The organism is Halomonas sp. ND22Bw (assembly GCF_003011945.1).
Classification (GTDB): domain Bacteria; phylum Pseudomonadota; class Gammaproteobacteria; order Pseudomonadales; family Halomonadaceae; genus Halomonas; species Halomonas halophila.
In genome coordinates this window covers 1-21,375 of sequence record NZ_PXWD01000017.1, presented here as the reverse complement: position 1 = coordinate 21,375, position 21,375 = coordinate 1, and the positions used below count along the sequence as shown (strand labels likewise).

Here is a 21,375-nt window from a genome sequence, read left to right as displayed (position 1 = left end):
CACAGCGCCTCCTCGAAGGCCTGTCGCCGGATCAGCCCCGCCCTGTTTCCGAGCCCCCTTCATTGCCCTTGTAGCTTCCGGGGCAGTAAGCTGACCCCGACATCCATCAACTCACGGACTTGCCCGTCTTGAGCCAGCCAGCAGCCTCCGCGGCCAACCGCGTCATCACCCTGAATCTCGAGCCCAACGATCCCCAGCGCCTGGCCAACCTCTGCGGCCAGCAGGACGAGCACCTCAAGCTGATCGAGGAACGCCTCGGCGTCACCCTGCGCAACCGGGGCAACGTCTTCCAGCTGGCCGGCCCCGGCCCCCGGGTCAAGGCCGCCTCCAACGTCGTCGAGCACCTCTATCGCGAGACAGAAGCCGGTGAGCTGACTCCGGACACCGTGCACCTGTTCCTGCAGGAATCCGGCCTCGAGGCCCTGGAGGAGGAAGAAGGCGGCAGCGGCGAGGCCGAGGTCCTGCTGCGCACGCCCAAGGCGCTGATCAAGCCGCGCGGGCTCAACCAGCAGAGCTACGTCTCGAGCATCCGCGACCACGACATCAACTTCGGCATCGGCCCGGCCGGCACCGGCAAGACCTACCTGGCCGTCGCCGCCGCGGTGGAAGCGCTGAACCAGCAGCAGGTGCGTCGCATCCTGCTGGTGCGTCCGGCGGTCGAGGCCGGCGAGAAGCTCGGCTTCCTGCCCGGCGACCTGGCACAGAAGATCGACCCCTACCTGCGCCCGCTCTACGACGCCCTGTACGAGATGATCGGCTTCGAGCAGGTCGCCAAGCTGATCGAGCGCCAGGTGATCGAGATCGCCCCGCTGGCCTACATGCGCGGGCGCACACTGAACAACGCCTTCATCATCCTCGACGAGAGCCAGAACACCACCCGCGAGCAGATGAAGATGTTCCTGACCCGCATCGGCTTCGGCTCCACCGCGGTGATCACCGGCGACATCACCCAGGTCGACCTGCCCCGCGGCCAGGCCTCCGGCCTGATCCAGGTGCTCGACGTGCTCGACGGCACCCCGGGCATCGGCGTCACCCACTTCGCCGCCAAGGACGTGGTCCGCCACCCGCTGGTGCAGCGCATCATCGAGGCCTACGACCAGTTCGAGGCCGAGGAAGAGGCCCAGGCCCGCGCCAAGCGCGAGGCCCGCGAGCAGGAGCGCGAGGCCATCCGCCAGGAGCGCCTCGAGCGACAGAACGGCCGCGAGGAAGACGAATGAGCCTGGCCGAGGTCGACCGCCAGCAGGCCATCGACGCCGAGGGCCTGCCCAGCCAGGCCGAGCTCGAGGCCTGGGTGGGCGCCGTGCTGGCCCGCCTGCCCGACGAGACCCGTCAAGAACTGACGGTGCGCTTCGTCGACGCCGACGAGAGCCAGGCGCTCAACCGCGACTACCGCGGCAAGGACAAGCCCACCAACGTGCTGTCCTTCCCCTTCGAGTGCCCGCCGGGCGTGCCGCTGCCGCTGCTCGGCGATCTGGTGATCTGCCACCCGGTGGTGACCGACGAGTCCCGCGATCAGGACAAGGCGCTCGGCGATCACTACGCTCATATGGTGGTTCACGGCACCCTGCACCTGATGGGCTACGACCATATCGAGGACGACGAGGCCGAGGTCATGGAAGCGCTGGAGCGGGACATCCTCGCCGGCCTCGGCATCGGCGACCCCTACCGGGCCTCGGGCCCGCCGCATCGCGATTCCGACCCCGATGACGAGAGAGCCGACGCATGAGCGAAGACCGATCGACCGGCCAGGGCAACAAGTCCTGGTTCGACAAGTTGTTCAGCGCCCTGTCCAGCGACAGCGACGAACCGAGCTCGCGGGACGAGCTGCTGGCCTTTCTGCGCCAGGCGGCGACCCGGCTCAAGCTCGAGCAGGACGCCATGATGATCATCGAGGGCGCCCTGAACATCAGCGATCAACAGGTCCGCGAAGTGCTGATCCCGCGCTCGCAGATCACCGCCATCGGCCTCGACCAGCCCCTCGAGGAATACCTGCCGGTGATCCTCGAGACCGGCCACTCCCGCTATCCGGTGGTCGGCGAGAACCTCGACGAGGTGAAGGGCATCCTGCTGGTCAAGGACCTGCTGCCGCTGCTGCGCCAGGGCCAGGATAACGGCCATCCCTTCCAGCTCGAGGAGGTGCTGCGCCCGGCCATGTTCGTGCCGGAATCCAAGCGCCTGAACAGCCTGCTCAAGGAATTCCGCGATACCCACAACCACATGGCCGTGGTGGTGGACGAGTATGGCGGCACCGCCGGCATCATCACCATCGAGGACATCCTCGAGGAGATCGTCGGCGACATCGAGGACGAGCACGACACCGACGAGGAAGAGGACATCCGCGCGCTCGGCGAGTCACGCTTCGCGATCCGCGCCCTGACCCCCATCGAGGACTTCAACGAGCGCTTCGGCACGCGCTTCTCCGACGAGGAGTTCGACACCCTCGGCGGCCTGGTCATGCAGCGTTTCGGCCACCTCCCCGGCCGCGGCGAGCACACCGAGATCGGTGGCTGGCGCTTCACGGTGCTCAACGCCGACAACCGCCGCATCCGCCTGCTCGAGGCCGAGCCGGCCTCGGCGTCCGGCGAGGACTGATCCCGCCTCTCGCCCTCTTTCCTCTGGCCATCTTCACCAAGGACGGTGCCATGACGCCCTCTCGCCTTCATCGGTTCCTCGGGCCCCTGGCGGCGATCGCCGCCGGCGTGCTCACCACCCTGTCCGCCGCCCCGTTTCACCTCTGGTGGCTGGCCCCGGTGGCGGCCGGCCTGCTCTACGCCGGGCTGCCATCGCTCACTGCCCGCCAGGCCGCCTGGCGCGGCTGGTGCTACGGGCTCGGCCTGTTCGGCGCCGGTGCCTCCTGGGTCTATGTCTCGATCCACGACTACGGCTACACGGGGGTGCCGCTGGCGCTGGCGCTGACCGTGCTGTTCGTCGCCGCCCTGTCGCTGTTCTTCGCCGTCACCCTGGGCCTCTACCGGCGCCTGTGCGGGCCGCGGCTGTCGGTGCTGACCTTCGCCGGCGCCTGGGTGCTCGGCGAGGCGCTGCGCACCTGGCTGTTCACCGGCTTCCCGTGGCTGCTGCTGGGCAGCGGCCAGGTGGATTCCCCGCTGGCCCCCTGGGCGCCGGTCGGCGGCGTCTATCTGCTGTCGCTGATCGTGGCCCTCACCGGCGCGCTCGGCGTGTCGCTGCTGCGCCGGCGCTGGTGGGCCGCCCTGCCGCTGGCCGTGCTGTGGCTCACGCCGCTGGCGCTGCCTGCCCAGTGGACGACGCCCGCCGGCGAGCCGCTGCGCGTCGCCCTGCTGCAGGGCAACCTGCCCCAGCTGATCAAGTGGACGCCGGAGGGCCGGCGCCAGGCCGCCAACACCTATCTGTCGCTGACCGCCGAGCTGGACGAGCCCCCGGACCTGGTGATCTGGCCCGAGGCGGCGCTGCCGATGTTCGCCGACCAGGCCCGGCCGATCCTCGAGCGCGCCCAGACCCTGCTGCCGCCGGAGAGCACGCTGCTCACCGGCATCCTGACCCGCGAGGACGGCCGCTACTACAACGGCGTGCTCGACGTCGCCGACGGCGAGCGCTATCTCAAGCGCCATCTGGTGCCGTTCGGTGAGTACCTGCCGCTGGAAAGCCTGCTGCGCGGCGCCATCGCCTTCTTCGACCTGCCGATGCCGGCCATGACCCCCGGCCCGGCCCGGCAGGCACCGCTGGTGGCGGCCGGCACCCGCATCGGCAATGCCATCTGCTACGAGATCATCTACGCCGACCTGGTCGCCGAGCAAGCCAGGCGCTCGAACGTGATCCTCACGGTCTCCAACGACACCTGGTTCGGCGCCTCCATCGGTCCGCTGCAGCACCTGCAGATGGCTCGCCTGCGGGCGCTGGAGAACGGCCGGCCGGTGATCCGCGCGACCAGCAACGGCGTCACCGCGCTGATCGATGCCCAGGGCCGCGTGACCGAGCGAGCACCGCAGTTCGAGGTCGCCACGCTCACCGGCGAGGTCACGCCGATGGCCGGCCTGACACCTTTCTCGCATATCGGCAGCTGGCCGATCTGGCTGCTCGGCGCCCTGCTGGTGCTGCCCGGCCTCAGGCGTCGGAAGTCGTAAGCTGGAAGCTGGAAGCTGGAAGCTGGAAGCTGGAAGCTGGAAGCTGGAACGCAGCGTAAAAAGAACCGCCCCCAGGACAAGGTACCTGGGGGCGGTTTTCTTTCAGCTTCCCGCCGCGAAGCGGCGCTCTTTCCGCCTCAGGCCTGGTGCTCGCCCAGCACCTCGGGGATGGTCATCCTGACGTAGCGCCCGGGCGCCGGCTCGAGGATGTCGAGCTCGCCGTCGCCGGGCTGGCGCGCCGGCACCGTCTTCTCGGCGTCGGCGTAGCCGTTGTCGGTCATCCAGGCCTGCCAGTGCGGCCACCAGGAGCCCTCGTGGGCCTCGGCCCCTTCCAGCCACTCCTCCGGGGTCGGGGGGAGCTCGTCGTTGGTCCAGAAGCCGTACTTGTTCTTGTGCGGCGGGTTGACGATGCCGGCGATATGGCCGGACCCGCCCAGCACGAACGTGACCGGTCCCTTGGGCAGCAGCGCCCCGTGGTAGGTGCTGTTCCACTTGGCGATGTGGTCGTCGCGGGTGGAAACGAAGTAGCTCGGCACCGAGATCTTGCGCAGGTCGATCTTCACGCCATCGAGCTCGATGCCGCCGGGCTCGACCAGGCGGTTCTCGACGTAGAGGTGGCGCAGATACCAGCCGTGGGTCGCCGCCGGCAGGTTGGTGCCGTCGGTGTTCCAGTACAGCAGGTCGAAGGGGGCCGGAACGTCGCCCTTGAGGTAGTTGTTGATGTAGAAGGACCAGAAGAGGTCGTTCTCGCGCAGCAGGTTGAAGGAGTAGGCCATGATCCGGCCGTCCAGGTAACCGTCCCGCTCGAGCTTGGCCTCGATGCCGCTGAGCACCGGCTCGGCGAGGAAGACGCCGATCTCGCCGGGATCGCGAAAGTCCCACAGGCTGGTCATGTAGGTCGCCGACTTGACCTTGCGCCCGCGTCGGGTGCTGGTCAGGTAGGCCACCGTGGAGCCCGCCAGGGTGCCGCCGACGCAGTAGCTCAGCAGGTTGACCGACTTCTCGCCGGTGGCCTGCTCGATCGCCTCCATGGCGCTGATCGGGCCCAGCTGCATGTAGTCGGCCCAGGTCAGGTCGCCCTGCTCGGGGCCGGGGTTACGCCAGGAGATCAGGAACACGGTGTGCCCCTGGTCCACCAGCCACTTGACCAGCGAGTTGTCCTGGCGCAGGTCGAGGATGTAGTACTTGTTGATCCAGGGCGGCACGATCAACAGCGGCGTCTTGTAGACCTGCTCGGTGCTCGGCGCATACTGGATCAGCTGGATCAGCTCGTTCTCGTACACCACCGAACCGGGCGTCACGGCGATGTTCTCCCCCACCGCGAAGGCGCTGCGGTCGGTCATGGTGACGTTGAGCCCCTCGGCGGAGTTCAGCAGGTCCTGGCGCAGCCGGGCCAGGCCCTCGACCAGGTTCTCGCCGCGGGTCTCGAGGGTGCGACGCATCACCTCGGGATTGGTGGTGACGAAGTTGGTCGGCGCCATGGCGTTGACCAGCTGGCGCGCATAGAAGGCCAGGTTGCGCTTCTGCTCGGCGGAGAGCCCGTCGAGCCGCTCGATCAGCTCCTCGACCCAGCGCGAGAACAGCAGGTACTGCTGCATGATGGCGAGATAGTGCGGGTCGCTGGTCCAGGCCTCGTCCTGGAAGCGGCGGTCGCCCCTGGCAGGCATCACCAGCGGCTCCACCGCCTCGCCGGCCAGGGCGCGCATGCCGTTCTGCCACAGCTGGAACTGGTCCTGCACCAGGCGTGACTGGGTCTCCCACAGCAAGGTCGGGTCCTGCATCAGCGACTCCGCCCCGGCCTGGAAGGCCTCGCGCATGTGCCCATAGACGGACTGGGCCGCATCGTCCGGCACCATCCGCGGAATCAGGTCCTCCAGGAGGGCCTGGTACTCCTCGCCGATCGCCTGGAACTGGGCTTGCCAGGCCTGCATGTCGGCCTGCGAGAATGCTTCACTCCCTGGCTGCATTGACACCTCCTGTCGCGCTGCCATGAACGCAGGACCACCGCCCCTGGTACCACGAGGCGGTGGCCATCACATGCCGGGTCGAACGGTCAGCTGGCGCTGCCGCCGCTGCGCTTGCGCGTCGCCTGGCTGGTGGACTTGGCCGGCGCCGGCTTCTCGGCGGCTTCGGACTTTTCCGCCGTCGGCTTGGCGGCAGCGGCCGGCTTGGCTGCCTCGGCCGCCTGGCCGGCCTGCTCGGCAAAGGCCTGGCCGGATTCGGTGTAGAGCTGCTCGAGCTCGGCCTTGAACTGCAGGCTCATCTCGCCGAGCGTGCGGGCGTCCTCCAGCATCTGCTGGGAGAGCGCGTTCATCATCTCGGCCTGGCGGGTGCCGAAGTCGCGCAGGCTTTCGGCATCGGTGACCTCGGTGGCGTCGCGAAGGCGCTCGGTCCCCATCTGGCTGTAACGCTTGAGGGACTCCATCTGGTACTCGCTGACGCGCTCCATGTTCTGGAGCATCAGCGAGTTCAGCTTGCGCATGGGCTCGAAGAACTGGCGGGCCTGATCATTGAAGGCGTCGAAGGTCTTGTCCTGCATGGTCGCTCCTCCCGAAGGAATGCTGACGAAAGCCGTGCTGCACTGCACAAAGACTAGTCTCGCACGCCTGTCGTTGCAAGCGCATGACAGGCGTCAAGCCCCGCAGGAAAAACGCGCGAGCCACGCGCGCGATCAGCCCTCGCGCTTGCTCCGGGAGCGGGCGCTGGCCGCCGAGGCGCCACCGCCCGAGCCGCCCTCGGCACCACCGCTCGAGTCACCTCCGGCGCTGCCGCCCTCCTCGCCGCCACGGTTTCCCGCGGCGGCCTTGCTGAGCATGTCGAGCATCATCTGCTGGTAGCTGCCGAAACTGGCCAGGCCCTGTGACAGCCCCTGCTGAAAGCCGGGCTGCTGGAACATCGACTGCTGCAGGAAGGGTTGCATCAGGCTCATCGGGTCGTAGCCCTCGACGCCAGATTCCATCTGCTTCTGGATGCGCGCCAGCAGGTCCTGCTGGAAGGCCTCCACGTCGGGCAGGCCCAGGGCGCGGCGAAACTCGTCCGGGGTCAGGTCGAACTCGACGTTGATCTTCATATGACCGCCTTGTCGAAGATGGGTGGCTGTGCCGATCAGTGTAGCAGTCGCGGCCTCAGGACAGCCGCGGCGTGCTCACGCTGACGTCGGCGTTCTGGCCGCGATGGCGCAGCAGATGATCCAGCAGGGTCAGGGCCATCATCGCCTCGGCGATCGGCGTGGCGCGAATGCCCACGCAGGGATCGTGGCGGCCCTTGGTGACCACTTCCACCGGATGGCCGTCCAGGTCGATGGACCGCCCCGGCGTGGTGATGCTGGAGGTCGGCTTGAGCGCCAGATGCGCGATGATCGCCTGGCCGCTGGAGATGCCGCCCAGCACGCCGCCGGCGTGGTTGGAGAGAAAGCCCTCGGGGGTCATCTCGTCGCGATGCTCGCTGCCGCGGCTGGCCACCGAGGCGAAGCCGTCGCCGATCTCCACGCCCTTGACCGCGTTGATGCTCATCAGCCCGTGGGCCAGTTCGGCGTCCAGGCGGTCGAAGACCGGCTCGCCGAGCCCCGGCGGCACGCCCTCGGCGACCACCGAGACCTTGGCGCCCACCGAGTCCTGATCGCGGCGCAGCTGGTCCATGTAGGCCTCGAGCTCGGGCACCCGGTCAGGGTCGGGGCAGAAGAAGGGGTTCTGCTCGACGGCGTCCCACTGCTTGAAGTCGATGGCGATGGGGCCGAGCTGGCTCATGTAGCCGCGGATCCTGATGCCCTGGCTCGCCAGGTACTTCTTGGCGATGGCCCCGGCCGCCACGCGCATGGCGGTCTCGCGGGCGCTGGAGCGTCCGCCGCCGCGATAGTCGCGGATGCCGTACTTGTGCTGGTAGGTGTAGTCGGCGTGGGCCGGGCGGAACTGGTCCTTGATCTTCGAGTAGTCCTTGGAGCGCTGGTCGGTGTTCTCGATCAAAAGGCCGATCGAGGTGCCGGTGGTCACGCCCTCGAAGACGCCGGACAGGATGCGCACCCGGTCCGCCTCCTGACGCTGGGTGGTGTGGCGCGACGAACCGGGGCGGCGACGGTCTAGGTCGCGCTGCAGGTCCTCCTCGCTCAGCGGCAGGCCCGGCGGGCAGCCGTCGACGATGGCGCCGAGCGCCGGGCCGTGGCTCTCGCCGAAGGTGGTGACGGTGAACAACTTGCCGAAGGTATTGCCGGACATGGGCGTGCCTCTTGACTGCTCAGCTGAAGGACGCCGCATGGGCGTCGAGTTCCGCGGCGGTGAGGGCGAACACGCCCTGGCCGCCGCGCTCGAATTCCAGCCACAGGAAGGGCACCTCGGGGAAGGCGGCCTCCAGGTGGCGATCGGAGTTGCCGACCTCGACGATCAGCACGCCGTCGTCGGTCAGATGGTCGCGGGCCTCGCGCAGGATGCGCCGCACGATGTCCAGACCGTCGTCGCCGGCGCCCAGCGCCAGGCCCGGCTCGTGGCCGAATTCGGCGGGCATGGTGGCCAGGTCGCGCTCGTCCACGTAGGGCGGGTTGGAGACGATCAGGTCGTAGCGCTCGCCCTCGAGACCGGCGAACAGGTCCGACTCGACGGCCCGCACCCGTTCGGCGACGTCATGGCGCGCGATGTTCTGCCGCGCCACGGTCAGCGCCTCGGGGCTGATGTCGGCCAGGTCGACCTCGCAGGTCGGCAGATACAGGGCCGTGGCCAGGCCGATGCAGCCCGAGCCGGTGCACAGGTCGAGCACCCGGGCCGGCGGCTCCATCGGGAACCAGGCGCCGAAGCCGTGCTCGATCAGCTCGGCGATGGGCGAGCGCGGGATCAGCACCCGCTCGTCGACGCTGAACGGCAGGCCGGCGAAGAAGGCCTCGCCGAGCAGGTAGGGCAGCGGGCGACGGCTGGTGATGCGCTCTCGCACCAGGGCCACGATGCGCGCACGCTCCATGGGCAGCAGCCGCGCCTCCTGCACGCCGGGGTCGACGTTCCACGGCAGGTGCAGGGCGCCGAGCGTCAGCGCCACGGCCTCGTCCCAGGCGGAGTCGGTGCCGTGCCCGTAGTGCAGGCCGGCCAGGTGAAACTCGCTGGCGGTCCAGCGCAGGCAGTCCCTGAGCGTGATCAGCCCCTCGACGAGGGCCTCATCGGTGAGCGTCAGGGTCGAAGCGGACGAGGAAGCGGAAGGTTCGGCCACGAGACATCCTGTGGTTGACGGTGGGGAAATCGGCAAGGCCCTGATTGTACCCGCGGCGGCGGTTCACAGCCACGTCAGGGCCGGTATACTCGGATGGCTCGAGAGGCGCCTGCCCGGCAGGGCATCGCCTCGGACCGTGTCTCCGTCACCCCTTCTACCGCCATCGCCAGCCGACCTCCGAGAGAGCCCCATGAGCCGACGCCGCCACCGCCCCGACGACGACGAGATCAGCGCCTTCCGCCAGGCCCTGAGCGACGCCGGCGTGCGTCCGCTGAGCAGCAACCGTGCCGACCCGGGTCGCCCGCGACGCGCCGACGAGGCCGCCCGGGCGCGGCGCGAGGCCGCCACCTCGGCCGGCGAGGACGCCGCCAGCGGTCGCACCTCCGACGGCCGGGTGGAGGCGGTGCGCCCCTCGGAGTATCTGGATTTCTTCCTGCCGGACATGCCCTATCGCGACCGCCAGCAGCTCAAGCGCGGCCAGCTCGCCTGGGAGGCGGGACTCGACCTTCACGGCTACACCCTGGAAGAGGCCCGCGCCGAGCTGGAAACCTTCCTCGCCGATGCCGCCGCCAACCGCGCCCGCTGCGTGCTGGTGGTGCATGGCAAGGCCTGGACCGGCCAGGCCGATTACCCGGTGATCAAGAGCCACGTCAACGCCTGGCTGCGCGAATGGCCCAGCGTGCTGGCCTTCTGCTCGGCCACCGAGGCCGACGGCGGCACCGGCGCCGTCTACGTGATGCTGCGCCGTCAGCGCGACGGACGCTGAGGCGCTACGCCTCCTCGCCGGACCCCTCGGCGGAGACCGGCCGCGCTTCCACCACCTCCGGTCCGGACACCCGCCCGAGCCCCTGCTCGCGGCGGTCGAGCGCCTCACGGGCCAGATGCCGCCCCAGCGCGATCAGCGCCTCGGCGCGATGGAATTCGTAGGCGCCGCAGACCGTCTTCGGCACCTCGATCAGCACGTCCGGCGGATAGCCCGCCACCTTGTACTTGGCCAGCGCCGCCTGGGCGATGTCGAAGGAGGCCAGGATCATGTCCAGCCGCCCCCAGGCGCGGCGCCCCGGCTCTGACTCCGCGGCCTCGGCGGCCTCGCCCTCGCTGCCGTTGCCGAACAGCCGCCGGGTGGCCCCGCGCACGCCTTCCATCCAGCCGCCGAAGTCGACCGCGCCCTTGTCCCGCGCCACCTCGCGGGCCTGCTCCTCGGCCGCCTCTTCAGGCGGCAGCAGGGCCTCCAGGGTGACCGGCTGGGAACTCTGGGCGGTGACGTTGACCGCCATCACCAGGTCGGCACGGGTGGACACGGTGGGCATGATCGGCAGCGGATTGAGCAGCCCGCCGTCGACCAGCACCTGGTCACCGCGATGGACCGGAGTGATCACCCCGGGCACGGCGATGGAGGCGCGGATCGCCTCGAGCAGCGGGCCGTGCTGGAACCATACCTCGCGCTGACGGGTCAGGTCGGTGGCCACCGTGGTCACCGGGATCGACAGATCCTCGAGCCGGATGTCGCCGACCAGCTCGTCGAGCTTGTTCATCACCTTGCTGGCCTTCATGGCGCCCATGGGGCTCCAGGAGACGTCCACCAGGCGCAGCACGTCGAAATAGTCGAGCCGGCACACCCACTCCTTGTAGCGGTCGAGCTGGCCCGCCGCGTACACGCCGGCCACCAGCGCGCCCATGGAACAGCCCGACAGCGCCACCACTTCGTAGCCACGCGCCTCCAGCTCCTCGATCACGCCGATATGGGCATAGCCCCGGGCGCCGCCACTGCCCAGCGTCAGCGAGACGCGCCGCCCCTGTCCGGTCTCCTGCCTCGCCTTCATCGCTCGCCTCCCGTCACGCCTGGCCGACCACGATCGCCTCGGCCACCGCCGCCACCCGGCCCGGCTCCAGGTGCAGGTGATGCCCGCCCGGCAGCACGCGCCGCTGCAGGTCGCCCACCGCGGCGCGGGCCCGCTGCGCCCGTTCCCGCTCGCCGAGGATCCCCGTCTCCCCCTCCACGCAGAGCACCGGGCAGCGGATCGCCGCCAGCATGGCCATGGCCTGCTCGGGCGTGAAGCGGACCGGCGACGCCCGCAGCAGGCGCGGGTCGGTGCGCAGGCGCAGATGGCCATCGCCCTCCTCGGCCAGGTTGCGCCTCACCAGCGGGCGGGCGGTCTCGGCGTCGATCGGGGTGACCCCGCCGGCCACCCGGGCCGCCACGGCACTCTCTTCATCAGGATAGCGTGGCGCCCGCGACATCGGCCGCCGATGGGCCCGCAGCCCCTTGCGCAGTTGCGCCGGCGCATCAAAGGCTTCGGTGGTCAGCACCCCGAGCCCGTCGATCAGGCGCAGCGCCGCGACGCGCTCCGGCATGGCGGCGGCCAGCAGGCAGGCCACGCCGGCGCCCATGGAGTGGCCGAGCAGCGTGGTCCGCTCGAGGTTCAGGGCCTCCATGACATCGAGGACATCGTGGCAGTAGTCCCAAAGCGCCACGTCGGCCGCGCCCGGCGGCGGCGACGAATGGCCGTGGCCGGCGAAGTCCAGCGCCACCAGGCGAATGCCCAGGCGCTCGACCAGCAGCGGGCCAAGCCGCGAGAAGCTGGCGGCGTTGTCGAGCCAGCCGTGCAGCGCCAGCCAGGTCGGCGCCGACGCGTCTCCCCAGGCCAAGGCGGCGAGGCGGCCGTCGGCCAGCCGCAGCGGTTCCGGCGCCGTCATGGCGTGGTCTCCAGCATCTGGTCGATCATCGTCGTCAGGGCACGGCGGGTAGCGTCGGGATGCTCCATGGGGAACATGTGGCCGCCCGGCACCTCGGCCAGCCGCACGCCCCGGCGCTTCAGCCGCCGGCATCGGTGCGGCGTCAGCAGGTCCGACTCGCCGCCGGCCAGCACGCCCACCGGGACCTGCAGCGTGTCCGGCAGCTCGTCCAGGTGGTCGGGCAGATGGCGGAACACCGCCACCTCGATGTCGGGGTCGAACAGCAGCACCACACGGCCGTCATCCAGGGTGCGGGTACCGCCCTCCACGTAGTCGTCGAGGGCCTGGTCGGTGAAGCGCCGGAACAGCCGACGGCGCCGCAGGTAGTCGCGCATCGCCTGGGGGCTCGACCAGCTGTCGCGGCGGCCGACAGTGCGGCCCGCGGGCGTGAAACGGTCGGTCAGCCCCAGGCGCTTGACCGCCTTCATCGCCAGGGCATCGAACCCCAGCATCAGCGGCGGATCGAGCATCACCACGCAGCGGAAGCGCTCCGGCGCCTGTTGCGCGGCCATGGCCATCAGCACGCCGCCCATGGAATGGCCGACGCCGATCACCGGGGCATCGAATTCGGCCAGGTGCTCGAGCAGTTCGTCACGCAGGGCCAGCCAGTTGTGGCCAACGGGGAAGTCGGGATGGTGGCCGAGCCGGTCCAGGGGATGGATGTCGTAACGCTCGGCCAGCGGCGCCAGCAGGCTGCGGTAGCTCTGGCCCGGGAAGCCGTTGGCATGGGCGAAGACCAGCGGCTGGGGGGCATCGGGGACGTGTCGGCGCATGGCATCATCCGTGTCGAGGCGCGAGTGGCCATGGCAGGCTAACGAGAATACCATGGGCCGCCAAGTCGTCTTTCGGCCAGCCTGCCCAACGGAGCCCCGCGTGAATCCCCACAAGCCGCCCCGCGATACCCGCCTGCGCAACCGCCTGTTCTTCGCCACCGTGATCGCCGCCGTGGTGGTCGGCCTGTGGCTGACCCGCTGACGCGGCACGCCTTCCCCGCCCCACCGAACGCCGCCTCGGGCGCTCCTCAGCTCTCGCGATAGCGGGCGTACATCGCCCGGGAACGCTCGAGATGCTGCTGCATGGCCTCGCGCGCCGCCGGGCCGTCCCGGTCGAGGATGGCCTCCAGAATCCGCACGTGCTCCTCGTTCACCCGCTCCAGGTAGCGCGCCGTGCCGCGCGGGTCGATATCGCCGCTGAGCAGCTTGGCCCGCGGAATGACACTGTCGCTCAGCGGCTCGTAGAGACGGTCGAAGCAGTCGTTGTGGGTCGCCTTGATGATCGCGTGGTGGAAGGCGAAGTCCTCGCGCCGAGCCTGGGAGTTCGCCGCCTGGGCGGCGATGAACTCGGCGTGACGCGCCTCCAGCCGCCGACGATCCTCCTCGTCGTGCCGCTCGGCGGCCAGCTCGGCGGCCCGCGGCTCCAGGGTCAGCCTCAGCTCCAGCACCTGCAGGATGTCCTCCACGGTCCGCGGGCTGACATGCACCGCCGGACGCGCCTCGGCCGCCTCGTTGCGCAGCACCGTGGTGCCGACCCCGCGACGGGTCTCGACCAGCCCCAGCGACTTGAGATGGGTGATCGCCTCCCGAATCACGGTGCGACTGACGCCGAAGGCGTCGCACAGCTCGCTCTCGGTGGGCAGCTTGCTACCCACCGCGACCTCACCAGAGGTGATGCGACGCTCGAGCTGCTCCACGACCGCCTGGGACAGGCTGCCCGTACGTTTGACTCGCTGAACCTCCCACGATCTCGCCATTTCCGAATCCTTTACCGACTGTTTCACCGCATGACCGACATGATACCGACGACAGACACAGGCGCCACCAGCATTCATCATACATCATACTAATAGACCTTCCGCCTCGCCGCCTCAGCCTCGAGCGCCATCCCGCACCCGGACCAGCTGCTGATGAAGGCCTCGGGGGATCGTCACGCCTTGCTCCCGGCTGCGTCGACGGGCCTCATGACGACGCCGTGACGGACGCCGAGCGCCCTGCGCCAGCACGCCTGCGAAGCGCGCCTCGGCATGCTGGCGATGACGCGCCGCCTCATCGCCAAGCAGCCTGTGCGGATCGATCGCCACGATCAACTCCCCATGCCAGGGCCGTCCGGTCCCGTCCTCGTTGGCCGGCGACGTCTCATGACCCGACAGGTCGCCAATCAACGGGCCTGCGAGCAGCTCTATCATGATCGACAACGCCGATCCCTTGTATCCTCCGAACGTCAGCATGGCGCCATTCAGCGCTGCGTCAGGATCGAGGGTGGCGCCAGCGAGGCATCGCTCAGTCGTCGGGATGGCCGAGGGTCACGAACTTGCCGCCCTGGTAGACCACCGCCGGGTCGTCGGGATCGATCTCGCCGGCCTCGGCCTCGACCTCCACGCGCCAGGGTTCGGAGCTGTCGCGGGGCGTCCAGCCGAGGAACGCCGCCTGGCTGTTGTCCCACCAGCGCTCGGCGTTGGCGGAGGCACCATAGACCACCGTGCAGGCCAGCTTCGGGGCGGCGAAGGCGCGCTCGAGCAGGGCGACGAAGTCCTCCACGCTCAGCCAGGTCGCCAGCATTCGGGTGTCCGCCGGCTTGGGAAAGCAGGAGCCGATGCGCACGCTCAGCGTCTCGATGCCGAACTTGTCGTGATAGAGGCTGGCCAGGTCCTCGCCGAAGCACTTGGAGACGCCATACAGGGAGTCGGGACGGTGCGGCACCCGACTGTCGATACGCGTGCTGCGCGGATAGAAGCCGATCGTATGGTTGGAACTGGCGAACACGATGCGCGGCTTGCCCAGGTGGCGCGCCGCCTCATAGAGGTTGTAGACCCCGATGATGTTCGACTGCAGGATCCCCTCCCAGGGCTTCTCCACCGACACGCCGCCCAGGTGAATCACGCCATCGCAGTCCGCCATCAGCGCCTTGACCGCCTGAGCGTCGGCCAGGTCGCAGGGCACGAGTTCCTCGTGCTCGGCCGCTTCGCCCAGGTCGGCGACGTCCGACAGGCGCACCCGATGAGCCAGACGCGAGAGATGGGGGCGAATGGCCTTGCCTACGCCGCCGGCAGCGCCGGTGACCAGAATCCGATTCAACATCTGTTACCTCCTTCGCGTTCGAGTCGCTACCGGCCCTCTTGGACACGGAAGCGAATGGAAAAACAGGATCAGCGTCGCTCCGCTGTCAGGCGGAGTCGAAGCCTTGCAGCGCGCCGCGTGCCGGCGGGCACCCCGGTCATGCGCCCTCCTCCACTAGCGCGAACCGCTGCAAGGCATCACGGTCGATGGCGATCCCCAGCCCCGGCCCGTCGGGAATGCGCATGACGCCGTCCCGATGCTCCAGCGGCGCCTCGACCACGGCCTGACGGAAGGGGTTGGGGGTGCGATCGAACTCCATGATCGGCTCGATGGGGCGACGCCGCGGCGGATTGGGCGGCAGCGCGGCCATGCACTGCAGGCTGGCGGCGATGCAGACCGCCGTGCCCCAGACGTGCGGCACCAGGCGCACGCCGAACATCGCCGCCATGTCGGCCACGCGGCGCATCTCGCTGACGCCACCGACACCGCAGACGTCGGGCTGGACGATGTCCACCGCCCGGGTCGACAGTGGCTCGAGCATGGCGTAGCGGCCGTGCCAGTTCTCGCCACTGGCGACGGGGATCGGCTGGCCCTGGCGCACGGCACGATAGGCCTCGAGCTGCTCGGGCAACACCGGCTCTTCGAACCAGTCGATGCCGAAGCGCTCGGCGCGCTTGCCGACCTCGATCGCCTCCAGCACGTCATAGCCGTGGTTGGCATCGATCATCAGCCGCCGCTCGGGGCCGATGGCCTCGCGCACGGCGGCGATGACGCGCAGGTCCTCCTCGACGTCGAAGCCGATCTTGATCTTGACGCCGTGGAACCCCTCCCGGGCATGGCCGGCCACCTCCTCGGCGACATCCTGCACCCGGTCCACGCCATCACGGCGGAACGAGCCGGTGGCGTAGGCGCGAATCTCCTCGCGGAAGCGCCCGCCGAGCAGCTCGCTGACCGGCGCACCGTAGCGTTTGCCCTTGATGTCCCACAGCGCGATGTCGATGCCGCTCAGGGCCGTCATGGTGAGGCCACGCTGTCCCTGGTCGCGCAGACGGTGGTAGAGGTCGAGCCAGAGCTTCTCGGTCTCGAGGGGATCGGCCCCGACCAGGGCGTCGGCATAGAGCCCGATGATGGTGGCGTTGGCCCTGGCCGGTCCCAGGCACTCTCCCCAGCCCACGGTGCCGTCGTCGCAGACGATCTCGACCAGACAGTGCTGGCGCCGCTCGAAGCGCATCGAGGCGCTCTCGAAGGCCTGATCGAGCCGATAATCGAGAACATGCGTCTGCACGCGTTCGATCTTCATCGAGGCGTCCTTTCGTGTACGAGAAGCCTTACTGGAAAAAGGACGGCAGCAGCAACGACACCGCCGGCACGTAGGTGACCAGCATGAGCACCGCGAACAGCGCCAGGTAGAAGGGCCAGATGGTGCGGACCGCCTGCTCGATCCGGATCTTGCCGATCACGCTGCCGACGAACAGGCAGGACCCCACCGGCGGGGTGCACAGCCCGAGCCCCAGGTTGATCATCAGGATGATGCCGAACTGAATCGGATCCATGCCGAACTGGGTGGCGACCGGCAGGAAGATCGGCGTACAGATCAGGATCAGCGCCGCCATGTCCATGATCATGCCCAGGCCGAGCAGCAGCAGGTTGAGCATCAGCAGGATCACGTAGGGATTGTCGGAGATCGCCAGCAGCGCGTGGCTCAGCATCTCCGGCACGCTGTACAGCGCCAGCAGGTAGGAAAACGCCGAGGCACAGCCCACCAGGATCATCACCAGCGAGGTCGTGCGCACCGACTGATAGACGGCCTGCTTGAACGATGCCCAGCGCAGTTCACGATAGACCAGCCCCGTGATCACGATGGCGTAGATGGCCCCGAAGGCACCGGACTCGGTCACCGTCAGGATGCCGGACAGCACGCCACCGACGATGATCACCGCCGTCAGCAGGCCGGGCAGCGCCGCGGCGAAGCTCACGGCCAGCGCCTGCCAGCCCGGAAAGGCCTCGCCGGCGTAGCCCCGCTTGACGGCCACCACGTAGGCCGCGACGGCCAGGGCCAGGCACATCAGGATGCCGGGGACGATGCCCGCGATGAACAGCTGGGTCACCGAGATGCCGCCACCGGCGGCCACGGCGTAGAGGATCATGTTGTGGCTGGGCGGGATCACCACCCCGGCCACCGACGAGGTCACGGTGACGTTGACCGCATAGTCGGCGTCGTAGCCCTTCTCCTTCATCACCGGCACCAGGATCGAGCCCAAGGCCGAGGTATCGGCGACCGCCGAGCCGGAGATGCCGCCGAACAGCATCGACGACGAGACATTGACCATGCCGAGCCCGCCACGCATGCGCCCCACCGCCGCCGAGGCCAGCCGTACCAGCCGGTGAGAGATGCCGCCGTGGAGCATCAGCTCGCCGGCGAAGATGAAGAAGGGAATCGCCAGCAGCGAGAACACCGAGATGCCGGAGAGAATGCGCTGGAAGCCGACGAACAGAGGGAAGCCTTCATAGAGAAAGGTGACGACCGACGCCAGGCCCACGGCGAAGGCCACCGGCGCGCCGGCGATCAGCCCCAGAAAGAAGACGCCGAAGAGGATCGCGAGTCCCATGGATCACCTCCCGGTAGGCGCGACGAGGCGCTGGACGATGTTGACGGCGGCGAACAGCATCATCAGCCCACCGCTGATGACCAGCGGCAGCGCACGCCAGCTCTCGGAGAGCCCGATCATCGGGATCGGCCGCTGGAGGTTGTCCAGCACCATGATGCCGCCCTGCCAGGCCATGAAGACCCCGAACAGGACCACGAAGAGATCGGCCACATGGCACATCAGCGCACGAGGCAGGGCCGGCAGCCCGTCGCGAATGAACTCGATGCTGAGGTGGCTCTTGTTGCGCACCCCGGCGGCGGCCCCCAGGCAGGTCACGTAGACCACGATCAGCAGCGACGACTGCTCCACCCAGGTCGGCGTGTCGTTGAGCACGTAGCGGCCGAAGACCAGCCAGCCGAAGGACGCGATCAGAAAGACCAGCAGCACGCCCGACACGACGATGCAGGCGTGGGCGATACCGTCCAGCCCCACATCGATCACCGAACGAGCATCGACGTCCTCCCCGGCTTCCTGCGTGTGATCAGAGTAAGCGCTCACGTTGTCGGATCCTTTCGGGGAGCCCCGGCCTGACGCCGGGGCCCTCGTGGGAGAGGACAGGATCATTCCTGGGCGGCCCGAACATCCTCGACCAGCGCCTCGAGGTCGGGATGCGAGGCAACGAAGTCGTCGTAGATCGGCTGCATCTCGGCCTGGAACGCCGACTTGTCCGCCACCTCGTTGATCTCCACGCCGTCATCGAGCACCCGCTGGCGACTGGTCTCGGCCCGCTCTTCCCACAGCCGACGCTGCTCCACGGCCGCGTTCTGCGCCGCTTCACGCACGATGCCCTGATCCTGCTCGGACAGCTCGTCCCAGCTCGACTTCGCCACGCACAGGCATTCCGGCAGGATCAGGTGTTCGGTGAGGGAGTAATACTTCGCCACCTCGTAGTGGCCGCTGGACTCGAAGGAGGGGTAATTGTTCTCGGCGCCGTCGATGACACCGGTCTTGAGCGACTGATAGACCTCGCTGTAGGCCATCGGCGTGGCGTTGCCACCCAGTTCATCGATCATCTGCACGTAGAGGTCATTGTTCATGACCCGGACCTTGAGCCCCTCGACGTCCCCGGGCGTTGTCACCGGATGATCGGTGTTGTAGAGGCTGCGCGCCCCCGAGCCGAACCAGGAGAGAGCCACCAGGTTCTTCTCTTCCAGCGCCTCGGCGAAGCGTTCGCCGATGTCCCCGTCCATCACCCGATACATGTCATCCGGGCTCTGGAAGATGAACGGCAGCGAGAGGATGTTCGTCGCCGACACGATCGGCCCCATCGGGCCCATGTTGAAGTTGGCGAAATTCAAGGCCCCGTTGCGGGTCTGCTCGATGGCATCGGGCTGAGCGCCCAGTACGCCATTGTGGTACACCTTGGGCTCGATCCTGCCATCGGTGTTCTCCGCCACCTCCTCGGCGAAGCTCTCCAGCGCCATGCTGTTCGGATAGGACGGCGGATGGATGTTCCAACCGCGCCACTGCTCGGCCTGGACCGACATCGAGACGGCCGACGCGATGCCGGCCAGGGCAAACACTTTCAGGGTTCTGCTGGTCTTGATGATCTTGTTGGTCAGCATGGCAAACTCCTCGAGTGCAGGATGAGATAGCGTATTGTGGTTTTTGTCTTGCCGTCGCCGGACGACATGCAACAGCTTCATCGGCTGTTCTGTTGCTTCCTGACAGATCCCCCTCCAGCAAGATGCGCCGTCAGAAACATGCGCCGTGCTCCGGTGATCGAGCCCCATGCCGAGGGCACTGGGCAGGAAGCCATCTGGCCATTGAGGATTCCACTCAGGATGTGGCGAATCGGCCTCTCCCGACGACATTCACCGATGACATTCACCGATGACAACGCCGAGATACCGGCTTGATTCATCAAGTTTAAAGAGGCCCTTTTTATTACGATTCTTCACCAAACCGAGGGAAAATACTCCACGTAATACATAATATGAATGACAAGCTAGTCGGGGCGTATATGACTGACAAGCGTTTCCAAGGTCATTTATACCAAAGTGCTAAAAGACAGCTTCGACTCCGAAACGTCGAAAAACGGCATCCTTCTCTGACGATTCGAACATGATCCTCAATCGATCAGACACTTGCCGCCTCTTTTCATGTAATACATCATATGAATAAGGCGCATAAATAACGCCCGCAAAGCTCTGCCCGGCGTATCAAAGCAAACAGGGAGGAAACAGCAAGATGGGCGACGTTCTACACGGGACACTGGAAGTCAGCCTCCCCGTTTTCGCCATGGTGTTCATCGGCGCACTCCTGAAACGCCTGGGCTGGATCGATCAGGCCTTCGTGAATACCGCCTCGAGCCTGGTGTTCAAGGCCACCATGCCGACGCTATTGTTCCTGAGCATCCTGCGCGCGGAACCGGGCCGCACGCTCAACCTCGAACTGGTCGGCTTTTACCTGGGCATCTCGACCCTGGCCTTTGGGCTGATATGGCTATGGGCACTCCCCCGCTGCCGGCACGAGGACCGTGGCGTGTTCGTCCAGGGCGCCTTCCGCGGCAACTGCGGCATCGTCGGCCTGGCGCTGGCGGCGAGCATGTACGGCGATCTCGGCCTGTCCCTCGGCGGCCTCATGGCCGGCGCCATCATCGTGCTCAATCTGGTGCTGTCCGCGATCGTGCTGGCGGTCTACAGCCCCACCATCAGCTCGCATCCGCTCGCCATTCTCAAGGATGTCGCCACCAACCCCCTCATCCTCGGCATCCTGGCGGCACTCCCCCTCACCTATATGCGTGTGGAACTGCCCGCCTGGCTGATGACCTCAGGTGACTACCTGGCCTCACTATCGCTGCCGTTGGCGCTGATCTGCATCGGCGGCGGCCTCAGCGTGTCCGCCATCAAGCAGAGCAGTGCACTGTCCCTCGAAGCCAGCCTGTGGAAGGTCCTGCTGATGCCGGCTCTCGGCGTCCTGCTGGCCCTGCCGATGGGCTTTCGCGGCCCCGAACTCGGCATCCTCTTCCTGTTCCTGGGCAGCCCCAGTGCCGCCGTGGCCTACGTCATGGCCCGTGGCGCCGGCGCCAACGCGGAGCTGGCCGCCAGCATCATCGTGGTCAGCACCCTGATCAGCCTCTTCACCATCAGCACGGGCGTCTTCGCGCTAAAGGCTCTCGGGCTCGTCTGACCCTCTGTATCTGGGCCTCATGTCAGTCAGCGGTACGGCACCGGCCTACAAAAAAGGCGGCCCGAGGGCCGCCAAGAAACTACTGCTTGCCAATCAGAATGATGCGCCTCAGGCCTCGCGCTGGCCGTCGACCAGGCGGCTGACGCCGGCCGGGTTGCCGTCGCGCAGGGCCTCGGGCAGCAGGCCCTGGGGCAGGTTCTGGTAGCACACCGGGCGCAGGAAGCGATGGATCGCCGCGCTGCCCACCGAGGTGGTGCGCGCGTCGGAGGTGGCCGGGTACGGGCCGCCGTGGACCATGGCGTGGCACACCTCGACGCCGGTGGGCCAGCCGTTGGCCATCACCCGGCCGGCGCGGCGCTCCAGGGTCGGCAGCAGCGCGCGGGCCGCGTCCAGGTCGGCGTCGTCCATCTGCAGGGTGGCGGTGAGCTGGCCTTCCAGCGATTCGGCCACGCGCTTGACCTCGTCCAGGTCGGCGCACTCGACCACCAGCGAGGTGGCGCCGAAGACCTCGGCCTGCAG

Annotated in this window: 21 protein-coding genes and 1 pseudogene; 6 read left to right on the top strand and 16 right to left on the bottom strand. The window is 68.1% G+C overall.

Going from position 1 to position 21,375, the window contains the following annotated elements; translation table 11 throughout:
- Nucleotides 1-128: 128 nt before the first annotated feature.
- The 4 genes from CVH10_RS15825 to lnt are packed head-to-tail and all read left to right on the top strand — an operon-like array spanning nt 129 to nt 4,100.
- Entirely contained in the window at nt 129-1,217 is a 1,089-nt protein-coding gene (locus CVH10_RS15825; RefSeq protein ID WP_035598881.1) for a PhoH family protein, read from the top strand.
- Nucleotides 1,214-1,726, top strand: a complete 513-nt coding sequence (gene ybeY, locus CVH10_RS15820; protein ID WP_106489206.1) for an rRNA maturation RNase YbeY — start codon at nt 1,214-1,216, stop codon at nt 1,724-1,726. Before CVH10_RS15825 ends, ybeY begins: the two co-directional genes overlap by 4 nt.
- Nucleotides 1,723-2,592, top strand: coding sequence for an HlyC/CorC family transporter (locus CVH10_RS15815; protein WP_035598886.1), 870 nt, complete (start codon nt 1,723-1,725; stop codon nt 2,590-2,592). The genes ybeY and CVH10_RS15815 overlap by 4 nt, the downstream gene beginning before the upstream one ends.
- Nucleotides 2,593-2,642: 50 nt before the next feature.
- A complete protein-coding gene (lnt, locus tag CVH10_RS15810) occupies nt 2,643-4,100 on the top strand; it encodes an apolipoprotein N-acyltransferase (RefSeq protein ID WP_035598888.1) in 1,458 nt (485 codons plus the stop codon).
- 137 nt (nt 4,101-4,237) lie between these two features.
- Here the strand turns inward: lnt and phaC are convergent, their stop codons facing one another.
- From phaC to prmB, 5 genes are all read right to left on the bottom strand, one after another.
- Nucleotides 4,238-6,067: a class I poly(R)-hydroxyalkanoic acid synthase gene (gene phaC / locus CVH10_RS15805; RefSeq protein WP_106489205.1), complete on the bottom strand. Its 1,830-nt coding sequence runs from the start codon at nt 6,065-6,067 to the stop codon at nt 4,238-4,240.
- A gap of 86 nt (nt 6,068-6,153) precedes the next feature.
- Nucleotides 6,154-6,639, bottom strand: a complete 486-nt coding sequence (locus CVH10_RS15800) for a phasin family protein (RefSeq protein ID WP_106489204.1) — start codon at nt 6,637-6,639, stop codon at nt 6,154-6,156.
- Nucleotides 6,640-6,771: 132 nt separating this feature from the next.
- On the bottom strand, nt 6,772-7,170 hold the full coding sequence (locus CVH10_RS15795) for a DUF6489 family protein (protein ID WP_106489203.1): 399 nt from the start codon (nt 7,168-7,170) through the stop codon (nt 6,772-6,774).
- 55 nt (nt 7,171-7,225) lie between these two features.
- Complete coding sequence (gene aroC, locus CVH10_RS15790; protein ID WP_106489202.1) at nt 7,226-8,311, bottom strand: chorismate synthase; 1,086 nt, start codon at nt 8,309-8,311, stop codon at nt 7,226-7,228.
- A 19-nt stretch (nt 8,312-8,330) separates the two neighbouring features.
- Entirely contained in the window at nt 8,331-9,287 is a 957-nt protein-coding gene (prmB, locus tag CVH10_RS15785; RefSeq protein WP_106489201.1) for a 50S ribosomal protein L3 N(5)-glutamine methyltransferase, read from the bottom strand.
- 190 nt (nt 9,288-9,477) lie between these two features.
- Between prmB and CVH10_RS15780 the strand changes: the two genes are divergently transcribed.
- Nucleotides 9,478-10,053 (top strand): Smr/MutS family protein, encoded by a 576-nt coding sequence (locus CVH10_RS15780; RefSeq protein WP_046078951.1) that lies wholly within the window; start codon nt 9,478-9,480, stop codon nt 10,051-10,053.
- Between the two features lie 4 nt (nt 10,054-10,057).
- Here CVH10_RS15780 and CVH10_RS15775 read toward each other — a convergent pair whose 3' ends face one another.
- The 10 genes from CVH10_RS15775 to CVH10_RS15730 all read right to left on the bottom strand — a co-directional run bounded on the left by CVH10_RS15775 (nt 10,058) and on the right by CVH10_RS15730 (nt 19,289).
- Nucleotides 10,058-11,110 carry a patatin-like phospholipase family protein gene (locus tag CVH10_RS15775; RefSeq protein ID WP_106489200.1) on the bottom strand — a complete coding sequence of 351 codons (1,053 nt, stop codon included), beginning with the start codon at nt 11,108-11,110 and terminating at the stop codon, nt 10,058-10,060.
- Between the two features lie 13 nt (nt 11,111-11,123).
- Nucleotides 11,124-11,984, bottom strand: coding sequence for an alpha/beta fold hydrolase (locus CVH10_RS15770; RefSeq protein ID WP_106489199.1), 861 nt, complete (start codon nt 11,982-11,984; stop codon nt 11,124-11,126).
- Entirely contained in the window at nt 11,981-12,796 is an 816-nt protein-coding gene (locus CVH10_RS15765) for an alpha/beta fold hydrolase (RefSeq protein ID WP_106489198.1), read from the bottom strand. The genes CVH10_RS15770 and CVH10_RS15765 overlap by 4 nt, the downstream gene beginning before the upstream one ends.
- Nucleotides 12,797-13,044: 248 nt before the next feature.
- Nucleotides 13,045-13,773, bottom strand: coding sequence for a FadR/GntR family transcriptional regulator (locus CVH10_RS15760; RefSeq protein WP_046078947.1), 729 nt, complete (start codon nt 13,771-13,773; stop codon nt 13,045-13,047).
- A gap of 114 nt (nt 13,774-13,887) precedes the next feature.
- On the bottom strand, nt 13,888-14,313 hold the full coding sequence (locus CVH10_RS15755; protein ID WP_369335829.1) for an Ldh family oxidoreductase: 426 nt from the start codon (nt 14,311-14,313) through the stop codon (nt 13,888-13,890).
- Complete coding sequence (locus tag CVH10_RS15750) at nt 14,300-15,097, bottom strand: NAD(P)-dependent oxidoreductase (protein ID WP_106489196.1); 798 nt, start codon at nt 15,095-15,097, stop codon at nt 14,300-14,302. Before CVH10_RS15750 ends, CVH10_RS15755 begins: the two co-directional genes overlap by 14 nt.
- A gap of 136 nt (nt 15,098-15,233) precedes the next feature.
- A complete protein-coding gene (locus CVH10_RS15745; RefSeq protein ID WP_106489195.1) occupies nt 15,234-16,376 on the bottom strand; it encodes a mandelate racemase/muconate lactonizing enzyme family protein in 1,143 nt (380 codons plus the stop codon).
- 28 nt (nt 16,377-16,404) lie between these two features.
- Complete coding sequence (locus CVH10_RS15740) at nt 16,405-17,685, bottom strand: TRAP transporter large permease (protein ID WP_106489194.1); 1,281 nt, start codon at nt 17,683-17,685, stop codon at nt 16,405-16,407.
- A 3-nt stretch (nt 17,686-17,688) separates the two neighbouring features.
- Nucleotides 17,689-18,222: a TRAP transporter small permease gene (locus CVH10_RS15735; RefSeq protein ID WP_369335827.1), complete on the bottom strand. Its 534-nt coding sequence runs from the start codon at nt 18,220-18,222 to the stop codon at nt 17,689-17,691.
- A gap of 62 nt (nt 18,223-18,284) precedes the next feature.
- Nucleotides 18,285-19,289: a TRAP transporter substrate-binding protein gene (locus tag CVH10_RS15730; RefSeq protein WP_106489192.1), complete on the bottom strand. Its 1,005-nt coding sequence runs from the start codon at nt 19,287-19,289 to the stop codon at nt 18,285-18,287.
- Nucleotides 19,290-19,914: 625 nt separating this feature from the next.
- Here CVH10_RS15730 and CVH10_RS15725 point away from each other — a divergent pair.
- Entirely contained in the window at nt 19,915-20,856 is a 942-nt protein-coding gene (locus tag CVH10_RS15725) for an AEC family transporter (RefSeq protein ID WP_106489191.1), read from the top strand.
- Nucleotides 20,857-20,964: 108 nt separating this feature from the next.
- On the opposite strand, the pseudogene CVH10_RS15720 reads toward CVH10_RS15725, so the two are convergent.
- Nucleotides 20,965-21,375: pseudogene (locus CVH10_RS15720) on the bottom strand (aldehyde dehydrogenase (NADP(+))); the annotation flags it as partial.

What these genes read in the sequence shown, in the direction of transcription:
- ybeY (WP_106489206.1), top strand. Translation starts at nt 1,214, where the DNA reads ATGAGCCTGGCCGAGGTCGACCGCCAGCAGGCCATCGACGCCGAGGGC.
- CVH10_RS15815 (WP_035598886.1), top strand. Translation starts at nt 1,723, where the DNA reads ATGAGCGAAGACCGATCGACCGGCCAGGGCAACAAGTCCTGGTTCGAC.
- lnt (WP_035598888.1), top strand. Translation starts at nt 2,643, where the DNA reads ATGACGCCCTCTCGCCTTCATCGGTTCCTCGGGCCCCTGGCGGCGATC.
- phaC (WP_106489205.1), bottom strand. Translation starts at nt 6,067, where the DNA reads ATGCAGCCAGGGAGTGAAGCATTCTCGCAGGCCGACATGCAGGCCTGG.
- CVH10_RS15800 (WP_106489204.1), bottom strand. Translation starts at nt 6,639, where the DNA reads ATGCAGGACAAGACCTTCGACGCCTTCAATGATCAGGCCCGCCAGTTC.
- CVH10_RS15795 (WP_106489203.1), bottom strand. Translation starts at nt 7,170, where the DNA reads ATGAAGATCAACGTCGAGTTCGACCTGACCCCGGACGAGTTTCGCCGC.
- aroC (WP_106489202.1), bottom strand. Translation starts at nt 8,311, where the DNA reads ATGTCCGGCAATACCTTCGGCAAGTTGTTCACCGTCACCACCTTCGGC.
- CVH10_RS15780 (WP_046078951.1), top strand. Translation starts at nt 9,478, where the DNA reads ATGAGCCGACGCCGCCACCGCCCCGACGACGACGAGATCAGCGCCTTC.
- CVH10_RS15775 (WP_106489200.1), bottom strand. Translation starts at nt 11,110, where the DNA reads ATGAAGGCGAGGCAGGAGACCGGACAGGGGCGGCGCGTCTCGCTGACG.
- CVH10_RS15770 (WP_106489199.1), bottom strand. Translation starts at nt 11,984, where the DNA reads ATGACGGCGCCGGAACCGCTGCGGCTGGCCGACGGCCGCCTCGCCGCC.
- CVH10_RS15765 (WP_106489198.1), bottom strand. Translation starts at nt 12,796, where the DNA reads ATGCGCCGACACGTCCCCGATGCCCCCCAGCCGCTGGTCTTCGCCCAT.
- CVH10_RS15760 (WP_046078947.1), bottom strand. Translation starts at nt 13,773, where the DNA reads ATGGCGAGATCGTGGGAGGTTCAGCGAGTCAAACGTACGGGCAGCCTG.
- CVH10_RS15750 (WP_106489196.1), bottom strand. Translation starts at nt 15,097, where the DNA reads ATGTTGAATCGGATTCTGGTCACCGGCGCTGCCGGCGGCGTAGGCAAG.
- CVH10_RS15745 (WP_106489195.1), bottom strand. Translation starts at nt 16,376, where the DNA reads ATGAAGATCGAACGCGTGCAGACGCATGTTCTCGATTATCGGCTCGAT.
- CVH10_RS15740 (WP_106489194.1), bottom strand. Translation starts at nt 17,685, where the DNA reads ATGGGACTCGCGATCCTCTTCGGCGTCTTCTTTCTGGGGCTGATCGCC.
- CVH10_RS15730 (WP_106489192.1), bottom strand. Translation starts at nt 19,289, where the DNA reads ATGCTGACCAACAAGATCATCAAGACCAGCAGAACCCTGAAAGTGTTT.
- CVH10_RS15725 (WP_106489191.1), top strand. Translation starts at nt 19,915, where the DNA reads ATGGGCGACGTTCTACACGGGACACTGGAAGTCAGCCTCCCCGTTTTC.